Annotated in this window: 24 protein-coding genes and 1 pseudogene; 18 read left to right on the top strand and 7 right to left on the bottom strand. The window is 49.5% G+C overall.

From position 1 onward, the window contains the following. The first annotated feature begins 9 nt into the window (after positions 1-9). Both asrC and NX722_RS20920 read left to right on the top strand, forming a co-directional pair. Positions 10-1,032, top strand: coding sequence for a sulfite reductase subunit C (asrC, locus tag NX722_RS20925; protein WP_262564806.1), 1,023 nt, complete (start codon positions 10-12; stop codon positions 1,030-1,032). Continuing rightward, complete coding sequence (locus NX722_RS20920; protein ID WP_262564805.1) at positions 1,032-1,508, top strand: ferritin-like domain-containing protein; 477 nt, start codon at positions 1,032-1,034, stop codon at positions 1,506-1,508. Before asrC ends, NX722_RS20920 begins: the two co-directional genes overlap by 1 nt. A 97-nt stretch (positions 1,509-1,605) precedes the next feature. Here NX722_RS20920 and orn read toward each other — a convergent pair whose 3' ends face one another. Then, the gene (gene orn, locus NX722_RS20915) at positions 1,606-2,148 is read right to left on the bottom strand and encodes an oligoribonuclease (protein WP_262564804.1); all 543 of its coding nucleotides are present in this window, start codon (positions 2,146-2,148) and stop codon (positions 1,606-1,608) included. A 306-nt stretch (positions 2,149-2,454) separates the two neighbouring features. On the opposite strand from orn, the gene rsgA reads away from it, so the two are divergent. Continuing rightward, entirely contained in the window at positions 2,455-3,480 is a 1,026-nt protein-coding gene (rsgA, locus tag NX722_RS20910; RefSeq protein WP_262564803.1) for a small ribosomal subunit biogenesis GTPase RsgA, read from the top strand. 4 nt (positions 3,481-3,484) lie between these two features. Here rsgA and NX722_RS20905 read toward each other — a convergent pair whose 3' ends face one another. Next, positions 3,485-4,384, bottom strand: coding sequence for a hypothetical protein (locus NX722_RS20905; protein WP_262564802.1), 900 nt, complete (start codon positions 4,382-4,384; stop codon positions 3,485-3,487). Positions 4,385-4,513: 129 nt separating this feature from the next. Here NX722_RS20905 and NX722_RS28700 point away from each other — a divergent pair. Next, positions 4,514-4,767 (top strand): annotated as a pseudogene (locus tag NX722_RS28700) (rhodanese-like domain-containing protein); the annotation flags it as partial. Between the two features lie 9 nt (positions 4,768-4,776). Here the strand turns inward: NX722_RS28700 and NX722_RS20895 are convergent. After that, positions 4,777-5,709: a hypothetical protein gene (locus NX722_RS20895; RefSeq protein ID WP_262564801.1), complete on the bottom strand. Its 933-nt coding sequence runs from the start codon at positions 5,707-5,709 to the stop codon at positions 4,777-4,779. Between the two features lie 55 nt (positions 5,710-5,764). Here NX722_RS20895 and NX722_RS20890 point away from each other — a divergent pair, with 55 nt between their 5' ends. The 9 genes from NX722_RS20890 (at position 5,765) to NX722_RS20850 (ending at position 14,005) form a co-directional block, all read left to right on the top strand. After that, positions 5,765-6,577: a sulfurtransferase gene (locus NX722_RS20890; RefSeq protein WP_262564800.1), complete on the top strand. Its 813-nt coding sequence runs from the start codon at positions 5,765-5,767 to the stop codon at positions 6,575-6,577. 86 nt (positions 6,578-6,663) lie between these two features. Further along, positions 6,664-7,524, top strand: coding sequence for an archaetidylserine decarboxylase (gene asd / locus NX722_RS20885; protein ID WP_262564799.1), 861 nt, complete (start codon positions 6,664-6,666; stop codon positions 7,522-7,524). A 65-nt stretch (positions 7,525-7,589) separates the two neighbouring features. After that, positions 7,590-8,210: a lipid-binding SYLF domain-containing protein gene (locus NX722_RS20880; RefSeq protein ID WP_262564798.1), complete on the top strand. Its 621-nt coding sequence runs from the start codon at positions 7,590-7,592 to the stop codon at positions 8,208-8,210. A gap of 102 nt (positions 8,211-8,312) precedes the next feature. Next, on the top strand, positions 8,313-9,260 hold the full coding sequence (gene gshB / locus NX722_RS20875) for a glutathione synthase (protein WP_262564797.1): 948 nt from the start codon (positions 8,313-8,315) through the stop codon (positions 9,258-9,260). A 361-nt stretch (positions 9,261-9,621) separates the two neighbouring features. Continuing rightward, positions 9,622-11,136, top strand: coding sequence for a hypothetical protein (locus NX722_RS20870; RefSeq protein ID WP_262564796.1), 1,515 nt, complete (start codon positions 9,622-9,624; stop codon positions 11,134-11,136). Positions 11,137-11,170: 34 nt separating this feature from the next. Continuing rightward, complete coding sequence (locus NX722_RS20865) at positions 11,171-12,103, top strand: energy transducer TonB (protein ID WP_262564795.1); 933 nt, start codon at positions 11,171-11,173, stop codon at positions 12,101-12,103. A 57-nt stretch (positions 12,104-12,160) separates the two neighbouring features. After that, positions 12,161-12,733 carry a YqgE/AlgH family protein gene (locus NX722_RS20860; RefSeq protein WP_262564794.1) on the top strand — a complete coding sequence of 191 codons (573 nt, stop codon included), beginning with the start codon at positions 12,161-12,163 and terminating at the stop codon, positions 12,731-12,733. Positions 12,734-12,750: 17 nt separating this feature from the next. Next, entirely contained in the window at positions 12,751-13,191 is a 441-nt protein-coding gene (gene ruvX / locus NX722_RS20855; RefSeq protein WP_262564793.1) for a Holliday junction resolvase RuvX, read from the top strand. Further along, a complete protein-coding gene (locus NX722_RS20850; protein WP_262564792.1) occupies positions 13,166-14,005 on the top strand; it encodes a hypothetical protein in 840 nt (279 codons plus the stop codon). The genes ruvX and NX722_RS20850 overlap by 26 nt, the downstream gene beginning before the upstream one ends. Here NX722_RS20850 and NX722_RS20845 read toward each other — a convergent pair. Further along, entirely contained in the window at positions 14,002-15,036 is a 1,035-nt protein-coding gene (locus tag NX722_RS20845) for a type IV pilus twitching motility protein PilT (RefSeq protein WP_262564791.1), read from the bottom strand. The two genes, NX722_RS20850 and NX722_RS20845, sit on opposite strands and share 4 nt — an antisense overlap. A 76-nt stretch (positions 15,037-15,112) precedes the next feature. On the opposite strand from NX722_RS20845, the gene NX722_RS20840 reads away from it, so the two are divergent. The 4 genes from NX722_RS20840 (at position 15,113) to NX722_RS20825 (ending at position 19,842) form a co-directional block, all read left to right on the top strand. Next, on the top strand, positions 15,113-15,811 hold the full coding sequence (locus NX722_RS20840; RefSeq protein ID WP_262564790.1) for a YggS family pyridoxal phosphate-dependent enzyme: 699 nt from the start codon (positions 15,113-15,115) through the stop codon (positions 15,809-15,811). A gap of 23 nt (positions 15,812-15,834) precedes the next feature. Continuing rightward, positions 15,835-16,674 carry a pyrroline-5-carboxylate reductase gene (proC, locus tag NX722_RS20835; protein WP_262564789.1) on the top strand — a complete coding sequence of 280 codons (840 nt, stop codon included), beginning with the start codon at positions 15,835-15,837 and terminating at the stop codon, positions 16,672-16,674. A 76-nt stretch (positions 16,675-16,750) separates the two neighbouring features. Then, a complete protein-coding gene (locus NX722_RS20830) occupies positions 16,751-17,302 on the top strand; it encodes a YggT family protein (RefSeq protein ID WP_262564788.1) in 552 nt (183 codons plus the stop codon). Positions 17,303-17,355: 53 nt separating this feature from the next. After that, the gene (locus tag NX722_RS20825) at positions 17,356-19,842 is read left to right on the top strand and encodes a hypothetical protein (RefSeq protein WP_262564787.1); all 2,487 of its coding nucleotides are present in this window, start codon (positions 17,356-17,358) and stop codon (positions 19,840-19,842) included. A 15-nt stretch (positions 19,843-19,857) separates the two neighbouring features. On the opposite strand, the gene aceF is transcribed toward NX722_RS20825, so the two are convergent. The 3 genes from aceF to NX722_RS20810 all read right to left on the bottom strand — a co-directional run bounded on the left by aceF (position 19,858) and on the right by NX722_RS20810 (position 24,695). After that, positions 19,858-21,540 carry a dihydrolipoyllysine-residue acetyltransferase gene (gene aceF, locus NX722_RS20820; protein WP_262564785.1) on the bottom strand — a complete coding sequence of 561 codons (1,683 nt, stop codon included), beginning with the start codon at positions 21,538-21,540 and terminating at the stop codon, positions 19,858-19,860. A gap of 59 nt (positions 21,541-21,599) precedes the next feature. Beyond that, positions 21,600-24,257 (bottom strand): pyruvate dehydrogenase (acetyl-transferring), homodimeric type, encoded by a 2,658-nt coding sequence (aceE, locus tag NX722_RS20815; RefSeq protein WP_262564784.1) that lies wholly within the window; start codon positions 24,255-24,257, stop codon positions 21,600-21,602. Between the two features lie 204 nt (positions 24,258-24,461). Next, positions 24,462-24,695, bottom strand: coding sequence for a hypothetical protein (locus tag NX722_RS20810; RefSeq protein ID WP_262564782.1), 234 nt, complete (start codon positions 24,693-24,695; stop codon positions 24,462-24,464). Between the two features lie 72 nt (positions 24,696-24,767). Between NX722_RS20810 and NX722_RS20805 the strand changes: the two genes are divergently transcribed. Beyond that, a complete protein-coding gene (locus NX722_RS20805) occupies positions 24,768-25,529 on the top strand; it encodes a hypothetical protein (protein ID WP_262564780.1) in 762 nt (253 codons plus the stop codon). Positions 25,530-25,766: the final 237 nt, after the last annotated feature.

Genomic DNA, 25,766 nt, shown 5'->3' with positions numbered 1-25,766 from the left:
TTTTAGAGCATGCCTTTAGATATAGATATCATTAAAACCCGTGCAAACATGGACTACAGGCTCTCCAAGGTACGCGGAGAGTGTATGCTGAGCCTCAGGACTGTGGGTGGCACCATACCGGCTCACTTGCTGGATGTAGCCAGGGATGTGGCGCAGAAGTATGGCAACGGCACCGTTCGTCTGACCACTCGCCAGAAGCTGGCGATGCCGGGTATCCGTTATGAAGATATTCCGGCAGTCAATAAAATGATCGCCCCGTTCATTCAGGAAATGACCATCGATACCTGTGGTGTCGAGCAGGACCCTGAAGAAGGTTATAAAAGCATTGGTGGCCGCAATATCGTTACCTGTCAGGGTAACCGTATCTGCGTAAAAGCCAACTGCGACACTACGGGTATCGCCAGACGTCTGGAAAAACTGATCTACCCGTCCAAATACCATCTGAAAGTCGTTATCGCCGGTTGTCCCCAGGACTGCGCCAAAGCCAACCTGGGTGATATTGGCATCTTTGGTATTGCGCAGATGGAGTATGACCGTGATCGCTGCATTGGCTGCAATAAGTGTGCAGAGCTGTGCGACCAGCACGCGGCTCAGTGCCTGCATCCGAGCCAGGGCAAAATCCTTAAAGAAGAGACCAAGTGCATAGGTTGTGGCGAGTGCGCCCTGGTCTGCCCAACCCTGGCCTGGCACCGCAACCCGAAAAAACTGTATATGGTCAAGCTCGGTGGCCGCACTTCAAAAGTGACCCCACGAATTGGCAAGATGTTCCTGAACTGGGTAACGGAAGACGTGATCGCCCAGGTCATTGAAAACATCTGGAAGTTCTCCGCTCACATGCTCGACGGCTCTCCCAAGTACCTGCACATGGGACACCTGATTGACGTCGCTGGCTACCATAAATTCAAGGAGTGGGTGCTGAAAGACGTTGAACTGAATCCGGAAGCCAAAGTAGCCGACCGCATGTACTGGCTGGAAAATGAGTACGTGGCGAATATGCACGTTAAAGACCCTGACAAGCATGGAATTCACTAATGAACATTCAGTTTAACATTGAGCAAGTGTTGATCATGGCTGAGCGTATTGAGAGGAATACGGTCAACTATTACCAGAACGCAGCGGCGGCGGTCGAAGCCCCGGAACAAAAAGCGTTCCTGAACAGAATGGTGCAGATTGAGTCTCAGCATGAAAGCGATTTTGCCCACATGCGCAACCAGCTGACCCAACAGGAAAAGGAAAGCACGGCATTCGACCCTGAAAACCACTACATCCAGTACTGTCAGAACCATGCCGACATGCAGAAACTGAATGAGCAGCCGGTGGATTTCACCGATATCGGCTCCATTATCCGTGGTGCAATCGAACATGAAAAAGAGGCGATCCTCTTCTATCTGGGTATGAAGGCTTACATTCCGGAACGACTGGGCAAGGAGAAAATAGACGACATTATCAATGAAGAGATGTCGCATATTAATATTCTTCAGGAACACTACAAGGTGCTGGCTGTCTGAATCAGCGGATTCGATCCAACACAGATACCAAAAAAAATGGGGTGCAACACAAGCGGTTGCACCCCATAACCATCTGTTTCAAAAATCAAAAAAACAGTTAACTGCCAATAAAAAACTGCCGGTAGTAACGCAGCTCTTCGATAGACTCTCGTATATCTTCCAACGCAAGATGTGTTCCCTTCTTGCTGAAACCATCCATAATGCCAGGCTTCCAGCGACGCGCCAGCTCTTTCAGGGTGCTGACATCGATATTACGGTAATGGAAAAAATCATGTAACTCGGGCATATAACGGTGCAGGAAGCGACGGTCCTGACCAATACTGTTGCCGCACATTGGAGAGATACCCGGCTCAATATGATCTTTCAGAAAATCCAGGGTCATTCGTTCAGCTTCAGCCAGAGAAATGGTACTCTGCCGCACACGTTCAGTGAGCCCCGTCTGGGCATGGGTTTTGATGCACCACTCGTTCATGTTGTTGAGTACATCGTCACTCTCATGAATTGCAATAACAGGGCCTTCAGCAATCTGATTGAGCTGCCCGTCGGTTACAATGGTGGCGATCTCAAGGATTCGATCGGTATCAGGCTCCAGACCTGTCATTTCCAGATCAATCCAGATCAGATTATCCGCTTTTGCCATCAAACACCCGGTAGTTAAGTAGAGTTACAAATGCCTGTATGATAAGGCTTCTACGCTAAAAAAAGTACAGCAATTGTGTACTTCGGCTGGCATATTAAGTCTACACCTTCATACTATGTTCTTTAAACAAGTGTTCTTTAAGCAAGTGTTCCTTGAGCAAGTGTTCTTTAAACAAGTACCCTTGAAACAAACTGCGTCCTTGAATCGAACATGTCGGTAAAATTCGCGAGTTAAATGAATCTATTTTTCTCTACTCGACTGAGACTTGACCAGACCATCCTTTCATTATGAACTTTAAGAGATAACATGAGTAAGCGCAAACTAACGCGCAGACAGAGCTGGCGCATTCAGAAAATTCAGGAAGAGCGCATAGCCCGGGCTCGCAAGCGGGAAAGTCAGATTGAAGAAGAGCTGCAGAGCGAAGATCTGGGACCGGAGCAGGAAGGGCTGGTGACAGCTCATTACGGTGCCACACTGGATATCGAGTCTCCTGGCAATCCCGGAAAGCCCCGCCGCTGTCACCTTCGCCGCAACCTTCCCTCTCTTGTCACGGGCGACAAGGTCATCTGGCGACCTTCAACCAAAGACGAAACCGGGGTGGTTGTCGCTCTGGACGAACGCTCCAGCCTGCTGACCCGTCCGGATAACCACGGTCGTATCAAGCCGGTTGCAGCCAATATTGATTACATTGTGCTGGTTATTGCGCCTGTGCCAATTCCTCACCTGAACCTGATTGATCGCTACCTGATCGCAGCAGAAACCGTTGGGATCGAGCCCGTTATCCTCCTGAACAAGATTGATCTGCTGGATGATGAAGGGATGGAAATGATGATCGATATGTTATCGGTCTACCAGCAGATCGGCTATCGCATCCTTACGGCTTCCACCCGCTCCGATCATGGTCTGGATGAACTGAAGGATATGCTGGATGAGCATACCAGCGTATTCGTGGGGCAAAGCGGTGTGGGCAAGTCCTCGCTGGTCAATGCCCTGCTGCCCGGCATTGACACTCTGGTTGGAGAGCTGTCAGAAGCCACCGGCAAAGGCATGCACACCACCACCGCTGCCAAGCTGTTCCATTTTCCGGCAGGAGGAACGCTGATCGACTCCCCTGGTATTCGTGAGTTCGGTTTGTGGCATATCACTCCGGAAGAAGTCATCCAGGGGTTTCGAGAGTTCCGGCCGTTTCTCGGTTACTGTAAATTCAGGGACTGCAAACACGAACAGGAACCCGGCTGCGCCATTCACAAAGCCCTGGAAGACGGTGAGATCACCGAAGAACGGTTGTTCAGCTATCGACAGATTCTTGCCTCGCAGCAGATGAGTCCATAGAGTTTCACCTGTCCATTGATGTGGTTCGGTTTTCAGCCACTTCATCAGGGCATAAACAACCGGGCTGCGGCTCCGGGGATGATTCAGGAACAGCTTCAGAGGTTGAGGCCGTTTCCCCGGCATTGCGCACGGGCGGGTCATATCTTACCCTTGACGGAAGGGTAAGATATGCATTGCGCACGGCCTCAGGCAATATTTCCATGAATCTGTTTAACAGCGTTATCAACTCTTTCCTGCATTTCTCCTTGTCCCTTTCGTCTTCGCTATTGAGCAAACTGCTGAGATATATTCTGGTGCCTTCATGAACGTTCAAGTGCTCAATTAAAGAACCGACGATCCGCTCCTCCAGGTGGGCAATCAGAGACTCCCAGTCCGGGGCCACCAAAAGGTGTCCTTCTTTCCCGTCAGGATCAGTACTGCGGTGAACAGTTGCAGTCTGCATAAATCCGACGACTGCCTGTCTATCGGACGAAACAGAGCTTTGAAGCAAACCTGCAGGATTTCCTCTTGTGGTGATAACGACAAACGCTTCGGAAAACTCAGCTTCGGTCCACCCTTCAGAATATTCGTCCAAACTGGCCTCATCATTATTTAAGGACACAGCATGGATGCTGATATATGAATCCGAAGGTAAGGAGTATTTAAAAGCCTCTAAATCTGGCGGCAAAGGAACGCCCCTGACATTTATTTCTTCGTGAGCATACTCCAGCAAATAAGCACCATAATTAATTTCTACTTCTGACCGGTCGTAGAACCTTAAATTCCGACTCAGGGCAGTCGCTCCCTCTGGCTGATCTTTACTCTCCGCCTTATCGCCGTCATTGATTGCATAAACCTGATTTTCAGCGACAAACATAAAAATCAGAACAACTACCCTTTTTAAAACGCAAGTTAAATACTGCATGTTCAGTGGTTTCCGCCTGCTGCAAAACTAAAAACGACTTGTGAACGACCATTATAGAAAAGGCCCACTTTCAACCATTGCGACAAATACCTACAACACATTCATCCGCAACAGCCTGATAGAAATCCAATGAGTCAAACATCACTGCCGCTGATTCTTGAACCTGCTGAGCTTGAACATCATCTTCATGACGGCAACCTGTTGATCGCTGGCCTCTGGAAGACCTGTTTTCACGGCTGGGCTACACCGGCAATGAACATATCGTGGTCTATGACGATGAAGGCGGGGGCGGGGCCGGGCGATTTATCTGGACACTGGATGTTATCGGACATAAAAACTACTCCTACCTTAACGGCGGCATTCATGCCTGGCTGAAAGAAGACCATAGAGTTTCACCTGTCCATTGATGTGGCTCGGTTTTCAGCCACGCCATCAGGGCATAAACAACCGGACTGTGGTTCCGGAGATGATTCAGGGACAGCTTCAGAGGTTGGGGCTGCTTCCTCAGTATCGCGCACGGAATCAGGCAGATCTTCCATGAGCCTGTTTAATAGTGTTATCAACTCTTTCCTGCATTCCTCCTTGTCGCTTTCGTCTTCGCTGTAGAGCATACTGCTGAGATATGCTCTGGTGTCTGTACCAACGTTCAAATGCTCAATTAAGGAACCAACCATCCACTCCTTCAGGTGGGCAATCAGAGACTCCCAGTCCGGTGCCACCAAAAGATCTCCTTCTTTCCCGTCAGGATCAATACTGTCGTCAACAGGTGCAGTCTGCATGAATCCGACCACTGCCTGCCTACCGGACGAGGCAGGGCTTTGAGGTGAATCGGCTGGCCCCTCATTCGTGGTGATAACGACAAAAAGTTCGCAAAACTCACTGTCGCTCACTCCATCAGAATCTTCGTCATCATTTGTATTATCGTTTTGATTAAAAACCTCATCATCATTTAAGGACACAACATGGATACTGATAACTGACTCCGAAGGTAAAGAGTATTCAAAAGTCGCTAAATTTGGCGGCAAAGGAACGCCCTCGACCTTTATTTCATTGTGATCATACTTCAGCAAAGAGACGCCAGGATTTTTTTCTATTTTTGACCGGTCGTAGAAGCTTAACTTCGGACTCATTGCTGTCGCGCCTTCTGTCTGGTCTTTGCCCTGTAACTCATTGCCATCATTAATCGCGTAAGCCTGATTTTCAGCGACAAGCATAAACAACAGAACAGTTATCCTTTTTAAAATGTAAGTTAAATATTGCATATTCAGTGGTTTCCGCCCAGCTACAAAACTAAAGCGACCAGTATAGATGAGGTATACTTTCAACCGCTGCGACAGATACCTATAATGCGTTCATCCACGACAAACTAACAGAAGTCCAATGAGTCAAACATCGCTTCCACTGGTTCTCGAACCTGCTGAGCTTGAACATCATCTTCATGACAGCAACCTGTTGATCGTCGACCTGTGCAATCCTCAGCTATACGCCCAGGTGCATGTTCCCGGTGCCGTTAACATCGCTCCCCAACACCTTGTGGCAGGCACACCACCGGCGACTGGCAAGCTGCCACCGTTGCAGCAGCTGGAAAACCTGTTTTCACTGCTTGGTTACACCGGTAATGAGCATATCGTGGTCTATGACGACGAAGGTGGTGGCTGGGCGGGCCGCTTTATCTGGACCCTGGATGTTATCGGGCATAAAAACTACTCCTACCTGAACGGCGGCATTCATGCCTGGCTGAAAGAAGAGCATACAGCGGAAAGCGAACTCAGAAAGGTAAAGCCAACCCGTGTCTCCCTGTCAATCGACCCATCTGTTATCGCTTCCAAAGATTACATCCTGACGCATCTGGAAAATGCCAGTACGGCTATCTGGGATGCTCGCTCCCCTGCAGAATTTGCAGGTGTAAAAGTGCTGGCCAAGCGTGGCGGCCATATTCCCGGTGCCATTAACTTTGAATGGACATCAGCCATGGACCCGGACAGAAATTTTCGCATCCGCAAAGACCTGCCTGAAGTCCTTGCTCAGCTGGGCATGCAGCGGGAAAAAGACATTATCACCTATTGTCAGACTCACCATCGCTCCGGCTTTACTTATCTGGTAGCCAGAGCGCTTGGCTTCAATTCGGTAAAAGCCTACGATGGTTCATGGTCAGAATGGGGTAATCTGACCGATACACCGATCTCCCAATAGGCTGGTACAAACCAGCCTGTCTTTAACAAAACGCTTCCTTTACAATCGTCATTCAAAATCTTTTCCCCAATAACAGGACAGCCTTAGTGAAAGAAAAACTGTTCGCGTTGACCCAGTACATTCTGCCTCACCACCTGATTTCCAGAGCGGTGCATTATTTTGTTGAGTGTGAAATCCCAGCTTTCAAAAATGCCCTGATTAACTGGATCATCAAGCATTACGATGTAGATATGAGCGAAGCTCAGGCTGAGCATGCGGAGTCTTATAAACACTTCAACGATTTCTTCACTCGTCCTTTGAAAGAGGGAGCCCGGCCTCTGCCTGAGCAGGAAGATACCATCGTCAGCCCTGCCGACGGTGCTATCAGCCAGATTGGCGACATTGAATATGGTCGTATCTTTCAGGCCAAGGGCCATGACTACAGCCTGATAGAACTGCTGGGGGGTGATACCGACCTGGCCACTGAATTTATGGGCGGCAAGTTTGCCACTATTTATCTTTCTCCAAGGGATTATCACCGTATTCACACACCTGCGGCAGGCACCCTGCGCAAGATGATTCACGTCCCTGGTCGTTTATTCTCCGTCAACAAAGGCACTGTAGAAAACGTGCCGGGGCTGTTTGCCCGTAACGAGCGGGTTGTCAGTATCTTTGATACTGAACATGGCCCGATGGCGGTGATCATGGTGGGTGCCATAAATGTTGCCAGTATCGAGACCGTCTGGTCTGGTCTGGTAACACCTCACCGTAAACAGGTAAGAACCACCGAATACGAAGAGTCGACAACTGCCAGTATAAAGTTGGAACGTGGTGAAGAGATGGGTCGTTTCAAACTGGGCTCAACGGCTATTGTCCTGTTTGGTGAAGACAAAGTGAACTGGCTTGAGCAATGGCAGGCCGAGTCTACAATCAAGATGGGTCAGGCTCTGGCCACCCCTGCAGAATAGCGCTTGCGCTCTATAGACAAAACATGCAGGCACCGGGTCTGCATGTTTTCTATCGGAGTTCCCTCATGAAGCTATCTTTCACTGAGCCTTTCACTGAGCGTCCACACCTTTCAGCCCGTTCTGTCCTGAGCCAGCTTACTCTTCTTGTTCTCTTTAGCCTGTTTTCAGGCTGCTCCGGCATTCAGGGGAAAAGCAAAGCGGAACGACAGGGTTATGTAAACCACATGCGTTCAGAAACCCTGAAAATGCTGTATGACTATAAACCCAGTGCCTCAGCTCAACTGAGTGAAGCCGTTGGCTATGCGGTTTTCAGCAACATCAACAGCAACCTGCTCCTGCTCAGTACCGGTTCCGGTTATGGGGTTGTCCACGACAATGAGTCTGGTGAAGACACCTACATGCGCATGGCCAGTGCCGGTATCGGTATTGGATTAGGCATCAAGGACTTCCGGGGCATCATTGTTTTCGATAACCGGAAAGCACTGGATAGCTTTATACAAAATGGTTGGGATTTCACCGGTCAGGCTGACGCTGCCGCTAAATCCGGCGACAAGGGGGGACAACTCCTGAGTGGTACCGTTAACACGGACCTGGGTATTACCGTTTACCAGTTCACCGAGAACGGACTGGTTGCCCAGGCAACGTTACAGGGTACTAAGTACTGGGTCGACAAAAATCTGAATTAGAATAATCCGGAGGGCTTTCTTGAAATCCAGCCCGGTTCCCCCATATAGTCTTGCAGGCTCCTGAAGCCAACACCGTTTCTGTGCGTTAACCCCGGTAAAAACATGACCATTAAGCTCGGCATAGTCATGGACCCGATTGAGTCCATCGAATTCAAAAAAGACAGTTCCCTGGCAATGCTGCTGGCTGCGCAGAAGCGGGGCTGGCAACTGTTTTACATGGAGCAGCATGACCTCTATCAGAAAGAAGGCATAGCCAAAGGCAGTATGCGTTCACTGCAGGTACGATACGATGCCAATGACTGGTTTACCCTTGGTGAGCGTCAGGAGCTGCCGCTGGAGTCACTGAATGTGATCCTGATGCGCAAGGACCCGCCGTTTGATATGGAGTTTATCTACAGCACCTATCTGCTGGAACAGGCTGAAGCCGCTGGTACCCTGATCGTCAACAAACCCCAGAGCATTCGTGACTGCAACGAAAAGATGTTTGCCACCCTGTTTCCACAATGTACGCCTCCGGTCATGGTGGCACGCAGCGCACGCCTGTTGAGGGAGTTTGCTGAAGAACATGGCGATGTGGTGCTAAAGCCCCTGGACGGAATGGGTGGTTCTTCTATCTTCCGTACCCATTCGAAAGACCCAAACTTCAGCGTAATTCTGGAAACACTGACACAGCACGGCACCACCCAGGCCATGATCCAGAAATATATTCCCGAGATAGTAAAGGGCGACAAACGAGTCCTGCTGATTGACGGTGAGCCTGTCCCCTATTCACTGGCACGCATCCCGGCCGAAGGCGAACTTCGTGGCAACCTGGCAGCAGGTGGTAGCGGTGTAGGACAGGAGTTAAGCGACCGTGATCGCTGGATCGCCGAACAGGTGGCGCCGGTGCTGAAAGAAAAAGGTCTGCTGTTTGTCGGACTGGACATTATCGGTGATTACCTGACCGAGATTAACGTCACGTCCCCGACCTGTATCCGCCAGCTGGATGACCAGTTTGGTATCAGCATTGGCGATAGGCTGATGGATAAGATTGAAGAAAAGCTGGAATGAGCCTGTCTGAAATGATTTAGAAAGAAAAATATTGCCTGAAGTTGCAATCTGCCACTTCAGGCTTTTCATGAGATTATCTACCTGGTGAACTAAGGCAGCCTCTGGAAAGCCGACATTAGAATTTTTGTTAGGCATCCTTACACATATGTCAGCATTATTTTTGAACAAAAAAATAATTACAACGGACTAATTACTGAAGGTTTCTACACAACTTATGAGTCGCTAAAACTGTTTGGTATACAAAATTCAATATCACAGTTTAGCGATAAACAGAGAGTATTTAATCTTAGTAAAAATCTTCGACTCAATTATTTCTTAAGAGCACTAGCCATGTATTAAATATTTATCAAGGACAGAAAACATGCATCAAATATCGAATACTGCTCCTCAAAAAAGCCTGGATTATATTGACAAGAGGTCAGATTACTCTGAAACCGCAGGGCTGTATTTAGGCAGGCTGGTAGCATTTACAACTCCATATCTGCATCACTACCTGCAACGGCTCCATTCAGCCCTGACAGGGCAGGATCTTCAAATTAAGCTGCCTAATCAGTTACAAAAAAAAGACGAAAAAAAAGTCGCTAAAGTACAACTTATACCAAGTGAAATTTCCAAAACAGACCAACTTATCAGAATTACAAAAAACAGAGAAGAAGATAAAAAAGAAGCACAAGCAACGTTAACATCAATAGAACAAAGCTATCCGCTACCGGATATTTCACAACAAAAAGAGATAGTTCAGAAGTTAGTACGATTACAAATTCCGGATGCAAAAATCGATTCTTTTTCTCTGGAAAACATGGCTGCAGCATTATTTTACTCAGGCATCAATTCTTTTGATGAAGCACAGAGTCTAAATTTAAAAATAATCCCCCCAGGCCCAATATTTCACACATGGTACGCCTTCCACAGTACAACATTATTTGATGGTAAAAATAATGAAAAAGGGTTTGATTATGTTAACCTGATAGCTGAAGAAGCATCAAGGCTATCAAAAGATAATATCCCTGTAATACTAATCTACACAAACAACTCAATGTCAAAAGATCAAATAGAAACAATGAATGGTTTATTTGCAGACCATAGCAACATTCTAGTTATTTCAATTGAAGAAGATTTATCAGAATCAGCTATGGTAGACAAATTCAGCAAACAGGAAACAAAAAACGTTGAGTTAATGGATCTTATTAGATTCTGTACTCTTGTTGATGCAAAGTATGTTTTATCTGTCGCAAAGCAGAAATCCAAGCAAGAAGGTAAAGATCTTTTTTATGAAAATCTGTCTCTATGGGAAGATAAATCTTTAACCTATATCGATATTGATAATATCCTTATAAGACCATCAACTTTCAAAATCGCAGAAAATGGATTCTGCAAAACATCACATCTGCACACCAAGCTTTACCTTATAAAAAACCCAAAGCACAATAAATTAGCAGCAGCTGAAAAAGAACGTGCAACTCGTCACAATGCTCATTTTGAATATTTGCAAAATGACCAGCCTGCAGACATAGAAAATTTAAAAAACAAATCAGAAAATCTGTACAGATACCTTGTCAGTGGACAAGGGATGAAAGAATACAAAAATCTAAAAGGTATAACTGAATTTAAAGAATGTTGGAGTTCTGACGTCAATTATTGCTCTTCAAGAACGGACTTATTATCAGAAGAGAATGTAAGAAAAATAATGTCTGAGAAAGATACAAAAGATGCTTTTTTTACTTTTTTAAAAACGATACTCCATGGACGTGAAAATCTTAAAAAACTGTCAGCTCTTGATGGCATCCAGCAGCTTCGTTTTATGAAAGTCAATCATCACCAAACCTGGGCTGTTAAGAGAGACAGATGGCTTTCAGCGAAACCGCTAAAAAGATAATCCTGTCAACCTCTTGTCAGCCCCTGTAACATTCATGACAATGTCAAAAATGTTCATCCTCAGGAATGACTTACGAGGCCAGCCCCTGTCAATGTCCACAATGACCAGTGTTTCTTCAACCGACCGCTTCAGCTTCACCATTTTCATGGCAGCAGCCATTCATGCTGTCATTCTGCTGGGAGTTTCCTTTGGTCTGCAGGACATGCCCGCGCCTCCCAAAACCCTTGAAGTGACTCTGGCAACCTACAAAAGTCAGGAAAAGCCTGAAGAAGCGGATTACCTTGCCCAGTTCCACCAGCAGGGTAGTGGAACTCTGGAAGACAAGACCAGACCGCAAACCGATCAGGAAGCGGAGTTTCAGTCCAACCAGATTAATGAAGTTGTACTGGAAACCCAGGAAGAAGCCTCCCCCAAACAGGAACAGCCCCAGACCGCCCAGATTTCCACCCGGGCAGAGGTCGAACGCAAAACGCCCGACAAGGCGGAAAACAAAAAGCCAACACCGGATACACCTGAACAGGTGAAGCCCCGCAAACGCATTGATCTCAGGCAGGAAATTTCCAGCCTCGAAGCCCAGTTCAGCCAGCTGCGTCAGGAATACGCCAAACGTCCAAGGATCAAGCGCCTGACTGCCGCCTCTACCATGCAGGAGCCCGGCGCTTACTACAAAGAAACCTGGCGTCGAAAGGTTGAGCGGATTGGTAATATGAATTACCCGCCACAGGCTCGAAAAGAAAAACTCTATGGCGAGCTGCGCCTGATGGTCGCCATTAACCGGGACGGTACATTACACGACGTTAAACTGATGGAGTCGTCCGGTTCAACCATTCTCGACGATGCCGCCATTCGTATTGTCAAACTGGCAGCCCCCTACGCCCCTTTTGGCAATGACCTGAGAGACTATGACCGGGTAGAGATTATACGAACCTGGCGCTTCGAACGGGGCGATCGGTTATTTAGCAACTGAAAACCGAATTACTACGTAAAAGTTGCTAACTGACAATTTTCGCCCGATACTGCGCACATGAGAACGCCATTCTTCCAAAGTTTCAAAAACCACTTTCTGATTGCCACACCCCAGATGGCAGACCCGTCCTTTGCTGAAACGCTGACACTTATTTGTGAACACAGTAAGGATGGAGCCCTCGGAGTAGTCATCAACCGACCGACCGAGCTGACGCTGGGACAGATTCTCCGACAGGTCGGCATTGAGTATCCCGACACCTGGGCGCCAAGCCAGAGTGCTGTTTACGCCGGAGGTCCGGTTTCATCAGAGAGAGGCTTTGTGCTTCATTCCAATGACCAGCTCTGGGAGTCCAGCCTCAGTGTGGGAGAAGATATTAACCTTACCACCTCCAAAGACATTCTGGTCGCCATGGCGAATAATAAAGGACCTTCTCATGTTCTTATCGCCCTGGGATACGCAGGCTGGGGAGCGGGTCAGCTGGAAAAGGAAATGGCTGAGAATACCTGGCTGACCTGTGCAGCCAACCCTGCCATTATCTTCACAACCCCCTGCGAACAACGTCTGTCCGCTGCTGCCTCATCTCTGGGGGTTGATTTGCATTTGCTGTCTGGTCAGGTTGGGCACGCCTGAAAACACCATTGAGATCTATGACACCTTCTTCCGTAAAAACCATTCTTGGCTTCGATTTTGGCACCAAAAACATTGGTGTCGCTGTTGGTCAGGCCATTACCCGAACAGCCTCTGCCCTGCCACAGCTGAAAGCCCGTGACGGCATTCCTGACTGGAACCAGGTCGAAACACTAATCAACGAATGGCAGCCAGATGCTGTCGTGGTAGGCATTCCCCTGAACATGGACGGCTCTGAGTCACAAATGTCACTTCGAGCCCGCAAATTCGGCAAACGCCTGCATGGTCGTTTTAACCTGCCCTTTTTTGAGGCTGACGAACGCCTGTCGTCATTTGAAGCCAAAGACTGGGCTGACAAGCTGGGACACAGCAAACATTATGGTTCAAATCCTGTCGACGGAATGGCAGCCCAGATTATTCTGGAAGGCTGGATGAATGATGAGAATAACCCGGTTCTTTAACCTGTTATTTCTATTTTCAAATACGGTTGCTGCCGGTGCGCTGCATCCACTGTGTCTTGATCGTTTTACTGAGTCTGAAGAAGGCACCAGTACAAACACCATGACCTCTCTGGATTTGCGCGCCTGTCAGAAAAAATACGCTCACCTGAATTTTGACCAGAAGAGTCCATGGCTGGCTTCGTTTAATGCAACCAGTACCAACACCGAAACCAGTCAGGAAGAAGGCGAAACACTCCCCGTCTTTGCTGCTTACAACATCATCGGGCAAATGGAAGATGAACAGGTTCTGGTCAACTACGCCGTAAATTATGGCGGTTCAGGCACTTTTTCCTTTGGCTTCCTGTTAAAAGGGTTAAGCCTCGACACGTTTCCGGAGCTGGATGATGCCCTTGCCGGAAAAAAGCGCTCTGCCAATCTGGAGCTGATTAAAAGCTTCAGCGGCGGTGACAGGTGCTTTGGCGGCATCACCGATATGCGTATAGAGGCTCCGGACAAAGTCAGCGTGACACGCAATATGACGCCCTATGAACTGGTGACCCTGGGCATTCCGGAAAAGGAACGGACTAAAAGCTATGGTGACCTGCCTGACTGCGCCCGGTGCTGCATCGGAGAATTTACAGAAATCATTGATCTAAAAGGCGAATCTGAGCTTCTGGAAGTGCGCCTGACAGGCGCTCGTCTGGAGCAGGGCAAAGACCGGTCAGAGCAACAGGCCTGCCTGGCCGGTTTAATTGGTGCAGGAAATAAAAACCTGATACTGAATCGCAAACAGCTGGAAGAAATGCAGATGTCCTATATCACCAGCTGTTTTTAAAAACTATCCGGGTCCTTGGCTTTTTCCCGGGCGGTATCGTGAGAAATCAAACCTTTATTGACCAGCTTTTTCAGACACTGGTCAAGTGTCTGCATGCCAATGGAACTGCCTGTCTGTATCGCAGAATACATCTGCGCCACTTTGTCTTCACGAATCAGGTTGCGGATGGCAGAAGTGCCTATCATGATTTCATGGGCAGCCACACGTCCACCGCCGTTTTTCTTGAGCAAGGTCTGGGAAACCACAGCCTGCAGAGACTCGGACAGCATTGAGCGCACCATCGACTTTTCTTCAGCGGGAAATACATCAATAATCCGGTCAACGGTTTTGGCGGCAGACGTCGTATGCAGGGTTCCAAACACCATGTGACCTGTTTCAGCTGCTGTCAGGGCAAGGCGAATGGTTTCAAGGTCCCGCATCTCGCCCACCAGAATAATATCCGGATCTTCACGCAGGGCAGCCCGCAGGGCATCGCTGAAACTGCGGGTATCACGGTGGACTTCCCTCTGGTTGACCAGACACTTTTTTGATTCGTGTACAAATTCAATGGGGTCTTCAATGGTCAGGATATGGTCATAGCGTGAGTCGTTTATGTAGTCGAGCATGGCTGCCAGAGTCGTTGACTTACCAGAACCAGTAGGTCCTGTGACCAGCACCAGCCCTCTCGGCATCATGGAGATATCCTTAAACACCTGCCCCATACCCAGGTCATCCATGGACAGAACCTTGCTGGGAATGGTACGAAACACCGCACCCGCACCACGGGACTGGTTAAACGCATTGACCCGAAAACGCGCAACACCCGGCACCTCAAAAGAAAAGTCCGTTTGCATGCACTCTTCGAAATCACGTCGCTGTTTATCGTTCATAATGTCATAAATCAGGCCGTGTACCTGTTTATGGTCCATGGGAGGCAGGTTGATACGTCGCACATCGCCATCCATACGAATCATGGGCGGCAGACCCGCAGAGAGATGCAAATCTGACGCCCCCTGCTTGAAGCTGAATGCCAGCAGCTCGGTGATATCCATGAAGTTCCCCCTGAACCCCGGAAACAGTAAACTACCTGTTTTTATTTTTTCCTGATACTCAATACTGTACAGCCAGATGACATTATTAAAAAGCCGCTTTGAACAGGTTTTTGACCAGATTCATAAAGCAGAAAAAGCCTGCCAGCGTGAAGGCGAGGTCAGATTACTGGCCGTCAGTAAAACCAAACCTGCCGACAAGGTGCGGGAAGCCTGCGCGCTGGGACAGCGTGAGTTTGGAGAAAGCTATCTGCAGGAAGCCCTGATAAAGGTGCAGGCGCTGTCAGACATTGAAGACATTGTCTGGCACTTTATAGGGCCGATCCAGTCCAATAAAACCCGGGATATCGCCAGCCATTTCCACTGGGTTCACAGTGTTGACCGTCTGAAAATTGCCAAAAGGCTGAATGATCAGCGACCAGCCGACCTGCCACCACTGAACATTTGCCTGCAGGTGAATATCAGTGGCGAAACCTCCAAGTCCGGAGTCTCAGTGGACGAACTGGAAGAGCTGGTAAAAGCGGTTTCTGAATTGCCCAATCTATCTCTGCGGGGTCTGATGGCTATTCCGGCAAGGGCTGAAAACAAGGAACAGCAACGTATTCCACTGCGAGCCCTGAAGCAGGCGCTGGATAACCTGAATAAGAACCTCGGGCTGACCATGGACACTCTCTCCATGGGCATGACTGATGATCTGGAAGCGGCCATTGAAGAAGGATCGACCATGGTTCGAATCGGCACAGCCCTGTTTGGTGCAAGAGAATATTCCAATCGTTAATAAGCTAATGGGTGACAAGAACAATGAGCCAATCCAGAAAGACAGACCAGAGCATTGCCTTTATCGGTGCGGGCAATATGGCCAGCAGTATTTTCGGAGGCCTGATTGAAGATGGCTGGCCAAAGGACAAAATATGGGCAACCGCCCGGAGTGAAGCGACACTGGAAAACGTTAAAAACCAGTTTGGCGTTCAGGTGACCCGGGACAATCATCAGGCGGTTCGCCAATCAGAGATGGTTGTACTCTGTGTAAAGCCACAAATGATGAAAGCCGTGCTGCAGGAGCTTGCCCCTACTCTGAAAGAGACAAAGCCGCTGCTGATTTCGGTCGCCGCAGGCGTCAGTCTCGACAGTCTTCAGACATGGTGCGGCTCCAGCCTGCCGATTGTCCGCAGTATGCCCAACACGCCTTCCCTGTTGCGCTGCGGCGTCAGCGGACTCTTTGCCAGCGCACAGGTTAGTGCGGAGCAGAAAGCCATTACCGACTCTATTTTCAAAGCCGTTGGGGTGACGCTGTGGGTAGATAATGAAGCCCTGATTGATTCTGTCATTGCCGTTTCTGGCAGCGGCCCTGCTTACTACTTCCTGTTTATGGAAGCCATGACCGAAATGGGCGTCAAGCTGGGGCTTGATCAACAAACCGCTGAACAGCTTACCTTGCAGACAGCGCTCGGGGCTGCGAAGATGGCAGTTTGTAGTGATGTTGATGTCAGAGAACTGCGCAGACGGGTCACCTCACCCGGCGGCACGACAGAGCAGGCCATCAGAGCGCTTCAGACAGGTGGCCTGGAGCAACTGGTTGAACAGGCCATGCAGGCTGCCGTTGAGCGGGCGGCTGAAATGACCAGACAACTGGCTGACTAATGCCTGTCGGGGTTGAATAACAGCCCGTAACAACATAACTATTACTTGTGATTTGCTATTTATTTGAAGGATATCTATGTCAGCACTCTCTTCCAGCCTGGTATTCCTGATTCAGGCACTGGGTGGCCTGTACATCATGGCGGTGTTGCTGCGGTTTATTCTGCAGCTGGTTCGTGCCGATTTTTACAACCCGATTTCTCAGGCCATTGTTAAAATCACCGCACCGCTACTGAACCCATTGCGCAAAATCATCCCCGGTGTTGGTGGTATGGACATTGCGTCGCTGGTTCTGGCACTGGCGCTGCAAATTGGTCTGTTCTATGTGCTGTTCATGCTGAAAGGTTTTGTCCTGGCTGGCATTCCGCTCCCCGCCGTTCTGCTGTTGAGTCTGAAAGAACTGGCTGTTGAAGTTCTGAACATCTACATGTTCAGCCTGATTGTTATTGCCATTGCCAGCTGGGTAGCCCCTGGCAGCTATAACCCCGGACTGATGTTGCTGCACCAGATTACCGAGCCCCTGTCCAGCCGTATTCGCAAGGTGATTCCACCTTTGGGTGGTCTGGACTTTTCCTTGATGGTGCTGGTTCTGATCATTATTACCCTGAAAAACTTTATCGCCGCTCTTTAATCTTGCCCTGCTGTTCCGATGCTATTAGTAGTTGATCAACTTGTGGATAACTCATGGCATCGGATACGCTTTTCCGCCGCTCCTCTCTACCTGTGTTTCAGAGTGTCGCAGTTTTATTGCTGACTGCCTGTTTTTTTGCCACCGCAGACACGACAAAAAACAGTGGTGAAGTGCTGGTCAATTCAGAAACTGACATGCCTTACACCCATTATCTCAAGGGACTAAGGATCAAACCCGGTTACGAGCTACAAATTAAAGGTCAGAACAACAGTGACTCGGTTTTGATTCTGATTGTCCGTATCGACAATAACCGCTCAAAAAATTATTACACCCGCTATAACCGGCAATTCAGTATACAACCAGGGCCATTCTCCCTGACCGTTCCCATGACGGGTCTGAAAACCTCTGGCAAGCAGCCACTGACTCTCCCTTACACCAAGATGATCATCTTCACCGCCGGAAGCAGTGACGATATGATTCTGACACACGCCCGGATAACGCCTCCGCCACCTCGCCCGAAAAGGGTTATGGCCCTGGATTTTGGTAGAGAGGACAGTCCGGTGTTTCCCGGATTTGAACCGGTGACTGCCAAAGACAAACGACTCAGCGGAACACTGTTACAGCGCTTTCGTCCTTCCGGCGACGCATTGATGCAGGATGGACTGGAAGGTATTGATTCCTTCTCAGCGCCCTGGGAAAACGGACAATGGAAACTGACAATCTGGTTGCAGGAGCAGGGAGAATGGGAGTATCTGCCACACTTTATGCAAAGAAAAGTACGGGTTCAGGGACAAACCATTGTCGACGAAAGCTATAACACCAGCCAGTGGCTATCGGACGTTTATTTTGCCGGTGCTAAAAAAGAAGCCGTGATTGATGGAGACCAGTGGCAACTGATCGGAGAACGCAGAACCAGACCGGTAACATCGACAGTCACTATTACCGACAACCAGTTCACGGTTGAGTGGATTGGCGACCGCGCTGCCCGCTATGCGGCCGGGCTGGTGCTTGAACCTCTGGATGGTCAGTTTGCTGCGGATGCAGACAAACAGCGACAAGCGCGTTTTATGGAAAGCTGGCCTGCTACCCTCCCCGAGTTCCCGCGTCCACAGAAACTCAGCATCAGCGATAAGTCAGAACAACCATCAACCAATTTGGAAACCTATAAAGTCTACCCAACGGCCAGAAACTCATTACTAAACCTTAACTTCAGGATCAACAGCCCGGAGCCTGACAACAACCCGGTTATTGCCATTGCCAACCCTCGCAACAGTAAGGGACAAAAGCTGGCACTTAAATCCCGCTATGGTCACTGGCGCTTTGAGCGCCCTCATCCGAATGCCAACAGGCTGGTGGCCGCAGACAGTTACCTTCGTGCTGACCTCACCCGCATGACCCTCAATCCGGAATTACCACGTCACCTTTACCTGCAAGTGGAAATCCCCGCTGACACGGAGCCGGGTATCTACACAGGCAGCCTGCAACTGTTGAGCAAAGGGGCACTGAAAGTGGTCGAGTTTGCCGTCGATGTGATGCCTGTCGATCTGCCCGATATGAAGCACTCTGTCGGGCTTTATCTGGAACATGCACCGTTTTATGAATGGTTCCCCGAAAAACGCAAGCTAAAATCCATTGCCGCCGCCTGCGATCTCTCTCTACTCAGATCAATGGGCTTCACCAATGTTGCCCCCTCACTGGAAGCACCGATTGACCAGAATCACAGAAAAAAGCTGATTAACCAGCTGAAACAGTTACGGTTGTTCGGTTTTAAGGGTCCCACCCTGGCTTATGTTCCACTCAAATATCTATTGTCTGTTCAGCCTCAGGATGAGGCTCTGCAGTCTCTTTCCAGAGTTCGGGACGATGCGACTGTTGCCCGGGTGGAAACACCGTTCTGGTCGATTTACGACGAACCTCATCCGGAAAAGTTCTCTGCCATCAAAGATACAGCCATTAAGCTGCACAACCAGTCCGTGGACATGAAAACCGCCGGACACCTTAACAACCCCAGGCAGGATGAGCTGCTGAGTGTTACCGATCTGGCAATTATTAATCATGGTTTCGGTGTCAGTAAGGCCGTGATAGAGAACCTGAAAAAAAGCAGTACGGTCTGGCTCTACAATATGCCCGTACCCAGGCTGGCTGCCGGATTTTACCTGTGGAAAAGCAATCCGGATGGTTATCTGCAATGGCATGGCCGAATGCCAACCGCAGACCCTTTTGACCCGACCGATGGCCGCGAAGGGGATGTCATTTACCTGTATCCGTGGCAGGGAAACTGTCCGGGCACCATGGATATCCACAAGCGCCTGCTGGATCTGCATGAAGCTACGATCGACTTGCGCTGGCTTCAGTGGCTGGACGCTCAGGCAGAAAGCAACATCGACGCCAGGGAGCTTGTTGAGAAACTGCGTAATGCCATACCCGATGAATGGAAAAAGGCTCAGGAAAGTCTGTCAGCACAGCAGTTAATACTGATGCGCAAAAGTATTATGAGGCTGGTTCGGGAGCTATCTACCCCCGAGCCTGCTTCAGAATAGTCACCGTGTTGGGAGTTACAAAAGCAGCATACGAATATCCGCCAGCAGCTGCCCTAACATTGTCGTAAACCGGGCAGCGTCTGCCCCGTTAACGACACGGTGATCATAAGACAGTGACAGAGGGCACATCAGTTTCGGCTCAAAGTCACTGCCATTCCATACCGGCTTCATAGCCGCTTTGGAAATGCCCAGAATAGCGACTTCCGGCGCATTCACAATGGGCGTAAAAGCTGTACCGCCAATGGAGCCCAGGCTGGAAATGGTAAAGCAGCCACCCTGCATTTCATCAGGCTTGAGCTTCTTGTCACGAGCTTTTCCAGCCAGTTCAATGCATTCTGCTGACAGCTCCCAGATGCTCTTCTTATCCACATCCTTAATAACTGGTACCAGCAAACCGTCCGGCGTATCCACAGCCACACCGATATTGATGTATTTCTTGTAAATCACTGATTCGCTATCAGCGCTCAGGGAAGAGCAAAACTGTGGCATTTCCTTCAGCACGTAGGCACAGGCTTTCAGGAAGAATGGCAGCGGTGTCAGCTTGGTGCCACGGGCTTCTGCCATCGCTTTTTGATCTTTGCGAAAAGCTTCGAGGTCGGTGATATCCGCTTTATCGAACTGGGTAACATGAGGCACATTCAGCCAGGAACGCTGGAAGTTTTGCGCCGCTACTTTACGCAGACGGTTCAGGGCGACTTCTTCAATGTCACCCCACTTCGCATAATCCTGGGCAGGTACCGGCGGAATGCCCATGCCACCGGAAACACCCTGAGGCTGGCGGGCTTCTTTTAGTTTGGTTTTAACGTAAGCCTGTACATCTTCTTTCAGAATCCGTGTGCGTGGGCCTGTGCCTTTTACAAACTCAAGATCAACACCAAACTCCCGGGCCAGCTTGCGCACAGCCGGTCCCGCATGGAAATGCTTGTTGCCTTGTTCCAACTCTTTGCCTTGTTTCAACTCTGCCAGATCCTGTGTCGGAGCCTCTGCCGGAGCTGTAGCGACAGGAGCAGACCGGGGAGCTTCAGGAGCTGGTTCAGCAGGCTTGTCAGTTTCAGCAGACCCGGTTACAGGCGTTTCAGCAGAACCGCCACCAGCCACCTCAACCTTCAGAATCAGGTCGCCCTGATTCATCACGTCGCCTTCTTTGATCAGAATATCTTTTACCACACCGCTGACGGGCGAAGGGACTTCCATGGTGGCTTTATCGGATTCGAGAACAACCAGTGAATCATCTTCTGCAATGCTGTCACCAACGGCAACGCAGATCTCGATGACCGGTACATTTTCTGTCCCCAGATCTGGCACCAGCACATCTTCAACAGAGCTGGCTTCAACAGAACTGGCTGCAACACTCGCTACAACACTCTCTACATCAGGAGCCGGTTTAATCTTTTCAGGTTCAGGAGATGCCTTCTCAGGCACTGCTTCCGGAACCGGAGCATTGTCAGTTTCAGGCTCTGCTCCTGACGTCGCCAGTTTCAGCAGGTCATCCCCTTCTGAAACCGTATCCCCCACTTTCAGTAATAATTCAACCACCTGGCCATCTTTCGGGGCGGGTACTTCCATGGTGGCTTTATCGGACTCCAGAACAATCAGAGAGTCCTCTGCGGCTACTGAATCACCCGTTGCAACGCAGACTTCAATGACTTCTGCGCTGCCACTGCCGATGTCAGGAACCTTGATAATTTCATCACTCATTTGTTATACCTTCCAGCATGAAGCCCCGGCTCTTCGACGAGAGACAGGGCATCACTTTATCAGCAGTACACAGGGTTAGCTTTTTCGCCGTCGATGTTATATTTCTTCAGGGCGCTGGTCACTACTGAAGGTTCAATTTCACCCTCTTTTACCAGCCCGGTCAACGCGGCCACCACAACGAAATAGCGGTCAACCTCGAAGAACTCGCGCAGTTTTGCGCGCGTATCTGAACGACCAAAGCCATCGGTCCCCAGAGTGATGTAAGTACCCGGAACAAAATCGCGAATCTGGTCAGAGTACACCTTCATGTAATCACTGGCGGCAATGACAGGTCCTTTTCTGTTCGCCAGTTGTTTCTCAACCCAGCTCACCTGCAGTTCTGCTTCCGGGTTCAGCATGTTATGACGGGCAGCGTTCAGGCCATCACGACGCAGTTCGTTGAAGCTGGTTGCGCTCCAGATATCGGATTCAATGTCAAAGTCATCACGCAGCAACTGCGCTGCCGCACGCACTTCTTCCAGAATTGTGCCGCAACCGATCAGCTGAACACGCAGACCTTCGGTATTTTTGCCTTCTTCAAAGCAGTAGAGACCTTTAACAATACCTTCCAGCACATCGTCGCCTTCAGGCAGGGCAGGCATCTTGTAGCTGTCGTTCATCGTGGTGATGTAGTACCAGACACTCTCATTTTCACCATACATACGACGCAAGCCGTCCTGGATGATCACAGCCAGCTCGTAGCCGTAAGTCGGATCGTAGCTGATGCAATTCGGCACAGTGGAAGCCAGTACATGGCTATGGCCGTCCTGATGCTGCAGCCCTTCACCATTCAGGGAGGTTCGACCGGAAGTCGCACCGATCAGGAAACCTCTGGCCTGAATATCCCCCGCTGCCCATGCCAGGTCGCCTGTACGCTGGAATCCGAACATGGAGTAGAATGCATAGAACGGAATCATGGGGACATTGTTGCTGCTGTAGGAAGTGGCAGCCGCGATCCACGCCGCATGCGCACCGGCTTCGTTAATGCCTTCCTCAAGAATCTGTCCGGTTTTGGATTCCTTGTAAAACATAACCTGGTCAGAATCCACCGGATCGTACTTCTGGCCTTTCGCAGAGTAGATACCCAGCTGGCGGAACATGCCTTCCATACCAAAGGTTCGGGCTTCGTCCGGAATAATGGGAACGATATGCTTGCCAATGTTCTTGTCTTTTGCCAAAGCGCCCAGAACCCTGACATACGCCATGGTCGTGGAAATTTCACGTTCACCACTGCCTTTGAGTACCGCATCCAGCGACGACAGTTCGGGAACGGTCAGCTGCACATCTGACTGAACCCGGCGGGAAGGAATAAAGCCACCCAGTTTCTCACGATGCTTGCGCATGTAGATCATTTCCGGACTGTCTTCCGCCGGTTTGAAGTAAGGCAGCCCGGGCAGGTCTTCATCCCTGATGGGCAGATCAAAGCGATCACGGAACTGTTTCAGGTCATCAATCGGCAGTTTCTTAACATTGTGACTGATGTTGGAAGCTTCGCCTGTGGTACCCGTACCATAACCCTTAACGGTCTTCGCCAGAATCACGGTTGGCTGTCCGGTATGGTTCACAGCGGCGTGGTAAGCCGCGTAAACTTTGTAAGGATCGTGACCACCACGGTTCAGTCGCCAGATGTCGTCATCAGACAGATGCTCAACCAGCTTCAGGGTTTCCGGATAGCGACCAAAGAAGTTTTCACGGGTCCAGGCACCACCTTTTGCCTTGCAGTTCTGGTAATCACCGTCAACGGCTTCATCCATCAACTGTTGCAGCATGCCGTCTTTGTCTTTGGCAAAGAGTTGATCCCAGTGACGACCCCAGGTGACTTTCAGGACATTCCAGCCAGCACCACGGAATACCCCCTCCAGCTCCTGAATAATCTTGCCATTGCCCCTGACTGGCCCATCCAGACGTTGCAGGTTGCAGTTTACAACGAAGATAAGGTTGTCGAGGTTTTCACGCCCTGCCAGTGAGATAGCACCCAGGGATTCCGGCTCGTCCATCTCACCGTCACCCAGAAATGCCCAGACCTTGCGGTCCTGATCCGGCGCCAGGCCCCGGTTAATCAGGTACTTCATAAAATGTGCCTGATAGATTGCCTGCAACGGCCCAAGCCCCATGGATACAGTCGGAAACTGCCAGAAGTCAGGCATCAGCCAGGGGTGCGGATAAGACGACAGACCTTTGCCATCGACCTCCTGACGGAAACTGTTGAGCTGCTCTTCTGATAGCCGCCCTTCCAGAAAAGCACGGGAATAAATACCGGGAGCTGTGTGTCCCTGGTAATAAACCAGATCGCCCTCACGGTCGTTTTCATGACCATGAAAGAAATAGTTGTAACCAATGTCGTACAGCGTCGCACTGGACGCAAACGACGAAATGTGTCCCCCCAGAGAACTGTCTTTCTGGTTGGCACGCATGACCATTGCCAGCGCGTTCCAGCGCACCAGAGAGCGGATCCGGCGCTCCATAAACAGGTCGCCAGGCATCCGGGCTTCTTTTTCCGGTGGAATGGTGTTGCGATAAGGTGTTGTTATTGCATAGGGCAACTGCGTACCCTTGGCTCTTGCATGTTGGGACAGGCGGGTCATCAGGTAATGCGCCCTGTCCTCCCCCTCTTTCTCCAGAACGGAATCCAGAGAGTCCAGCCACTCCCGGGTCTCGATAGGATCGATGTCGTGCATACTAAATTCCGAAAATGTCGGCTCCGAAAATAAAGAGCGTTTGGCGAAAAAGGGTTATGACTAGTGATCATTCCTGATTCTGTCTGAACTGTTTATTCTGAGCTACTGTTTATCCTTAGCTACTGTTGACCCTGAGGTTTCAGGAACCTGCCCACCCAACCAGCAACTGTTTTGAGTAAGCAGAATAGTTCAGATTTTCCCCGGTCATTCATGCCACAGCTGTTCACTGTGGTTAACCTTCATCGCCGTTGTTAACATCCATGCCGCAGAATCCTTCCAAAAAGCATTTGCTGTGAGCAAAATGCCTTCCATCGAATTTATCTCAAAAATGATCAACTCTTGAGGAATTATGGGGCTCGATGAGAATCTGTAGCGGCAAACTTCTAAAACAATGATATCGATCAAATGTAATATAATCGCAAGATAAGCAATTTCCACCACCAGTACCAGTATTAACATGTAGAGAATGTGTAAATTTACAGAACTTCTGATTATTGAAGCAGTATCAAAATGTACCCCCTTGAAGCCCTGACTCACCCTTCGAATCTGCTTGAGCTAACAAATCCTGCGGCTTTTTTGAATACAGCGACTATGCGCAGATCACGCTACGTTCCCAGCAGCTGGTGTACTGATGTTCCCGGAGAGCGAGATACAGTTCTCGTGGAAGTTAAGCCATCCTATTTTTCAGGCTTGGTTTTTCGTGGTGACCGGAGATCTCCGGTGGAAATTTTTGAGCGGGGTTTTGCATTGCAATATGACCCGTCTACCTCACCAACGCTAGAGAGGGAGGCAATAGGGGCTGCTGGAGGAATCACAAGAAGTACAGGTATCTCAACCAGTATTTGTGCCCCCGCCTGTGCCAGGTACAGTTTTCTGTATACAAGGAGAAATCCGTTTTCCGGGAACAGTGCATCCAGAGCTACAAACGCGGGGTTCGTCTATCTCATTGATGCCAGAGAATACAGAGGCTTTGCTATACCGTCCCCCAGACCGGATACGGAGATAGCGATGCACAATCCCTTTTTAAAGGAAATTTACGAGGTCAATTTTGTGTGCAACATTCCCAGAGATAAAGTTGTTGGCATTGTCTGGCCACTGGGAGGGAGAGAGGATGGGCTGAGGCAGTGCACAGGCTTTTGGGTTCATCGGCCAGAACGACTCTGGTTGGCGGTAAATCCTTTCTATGAGACAAGAGATCAAATACATACGCCCTTAAGGAGTGGACTGAGAGCAGGAGAAATTGTGGCAAGATGGTTCAATTCTCGTTGGTAAAGCGCTCTGCTGTCAGCCGCTTATTGTCAGCAATGTGCTTTGCATCGAATTTATCTCAAAAATGATCAACTCTTGAGGGATTATGGGCTCGATGAGAATCTGTAGCGGTAAACTTCAAAAACGATGATATCGATCAAATGCAATATAAAGCGGCACGACGACTCAATCATACTGGGAAGTGAAGGTCACAAAGTTTGTCCGGAAGAGGTAAAAAAAGGCGCAAAGGACGACGAAACA

The organism is Endozoicomonas gorgoniicola, from assembly GCF_025562715.2.
GTDB classification, from domain to species: domain Bacteria; phylum Pseudomonadota; class Gammaproteobacteria; order Pseudomonadales; family Endozoicomonadaceae; genus Endozoicomonas_A; species Endozoicomonas_A gorgoniicola.
Note: the sequence above shows the minus strand (reverse complement) of the source record. Positions and strands in the feature narration are given on the sequence as shown.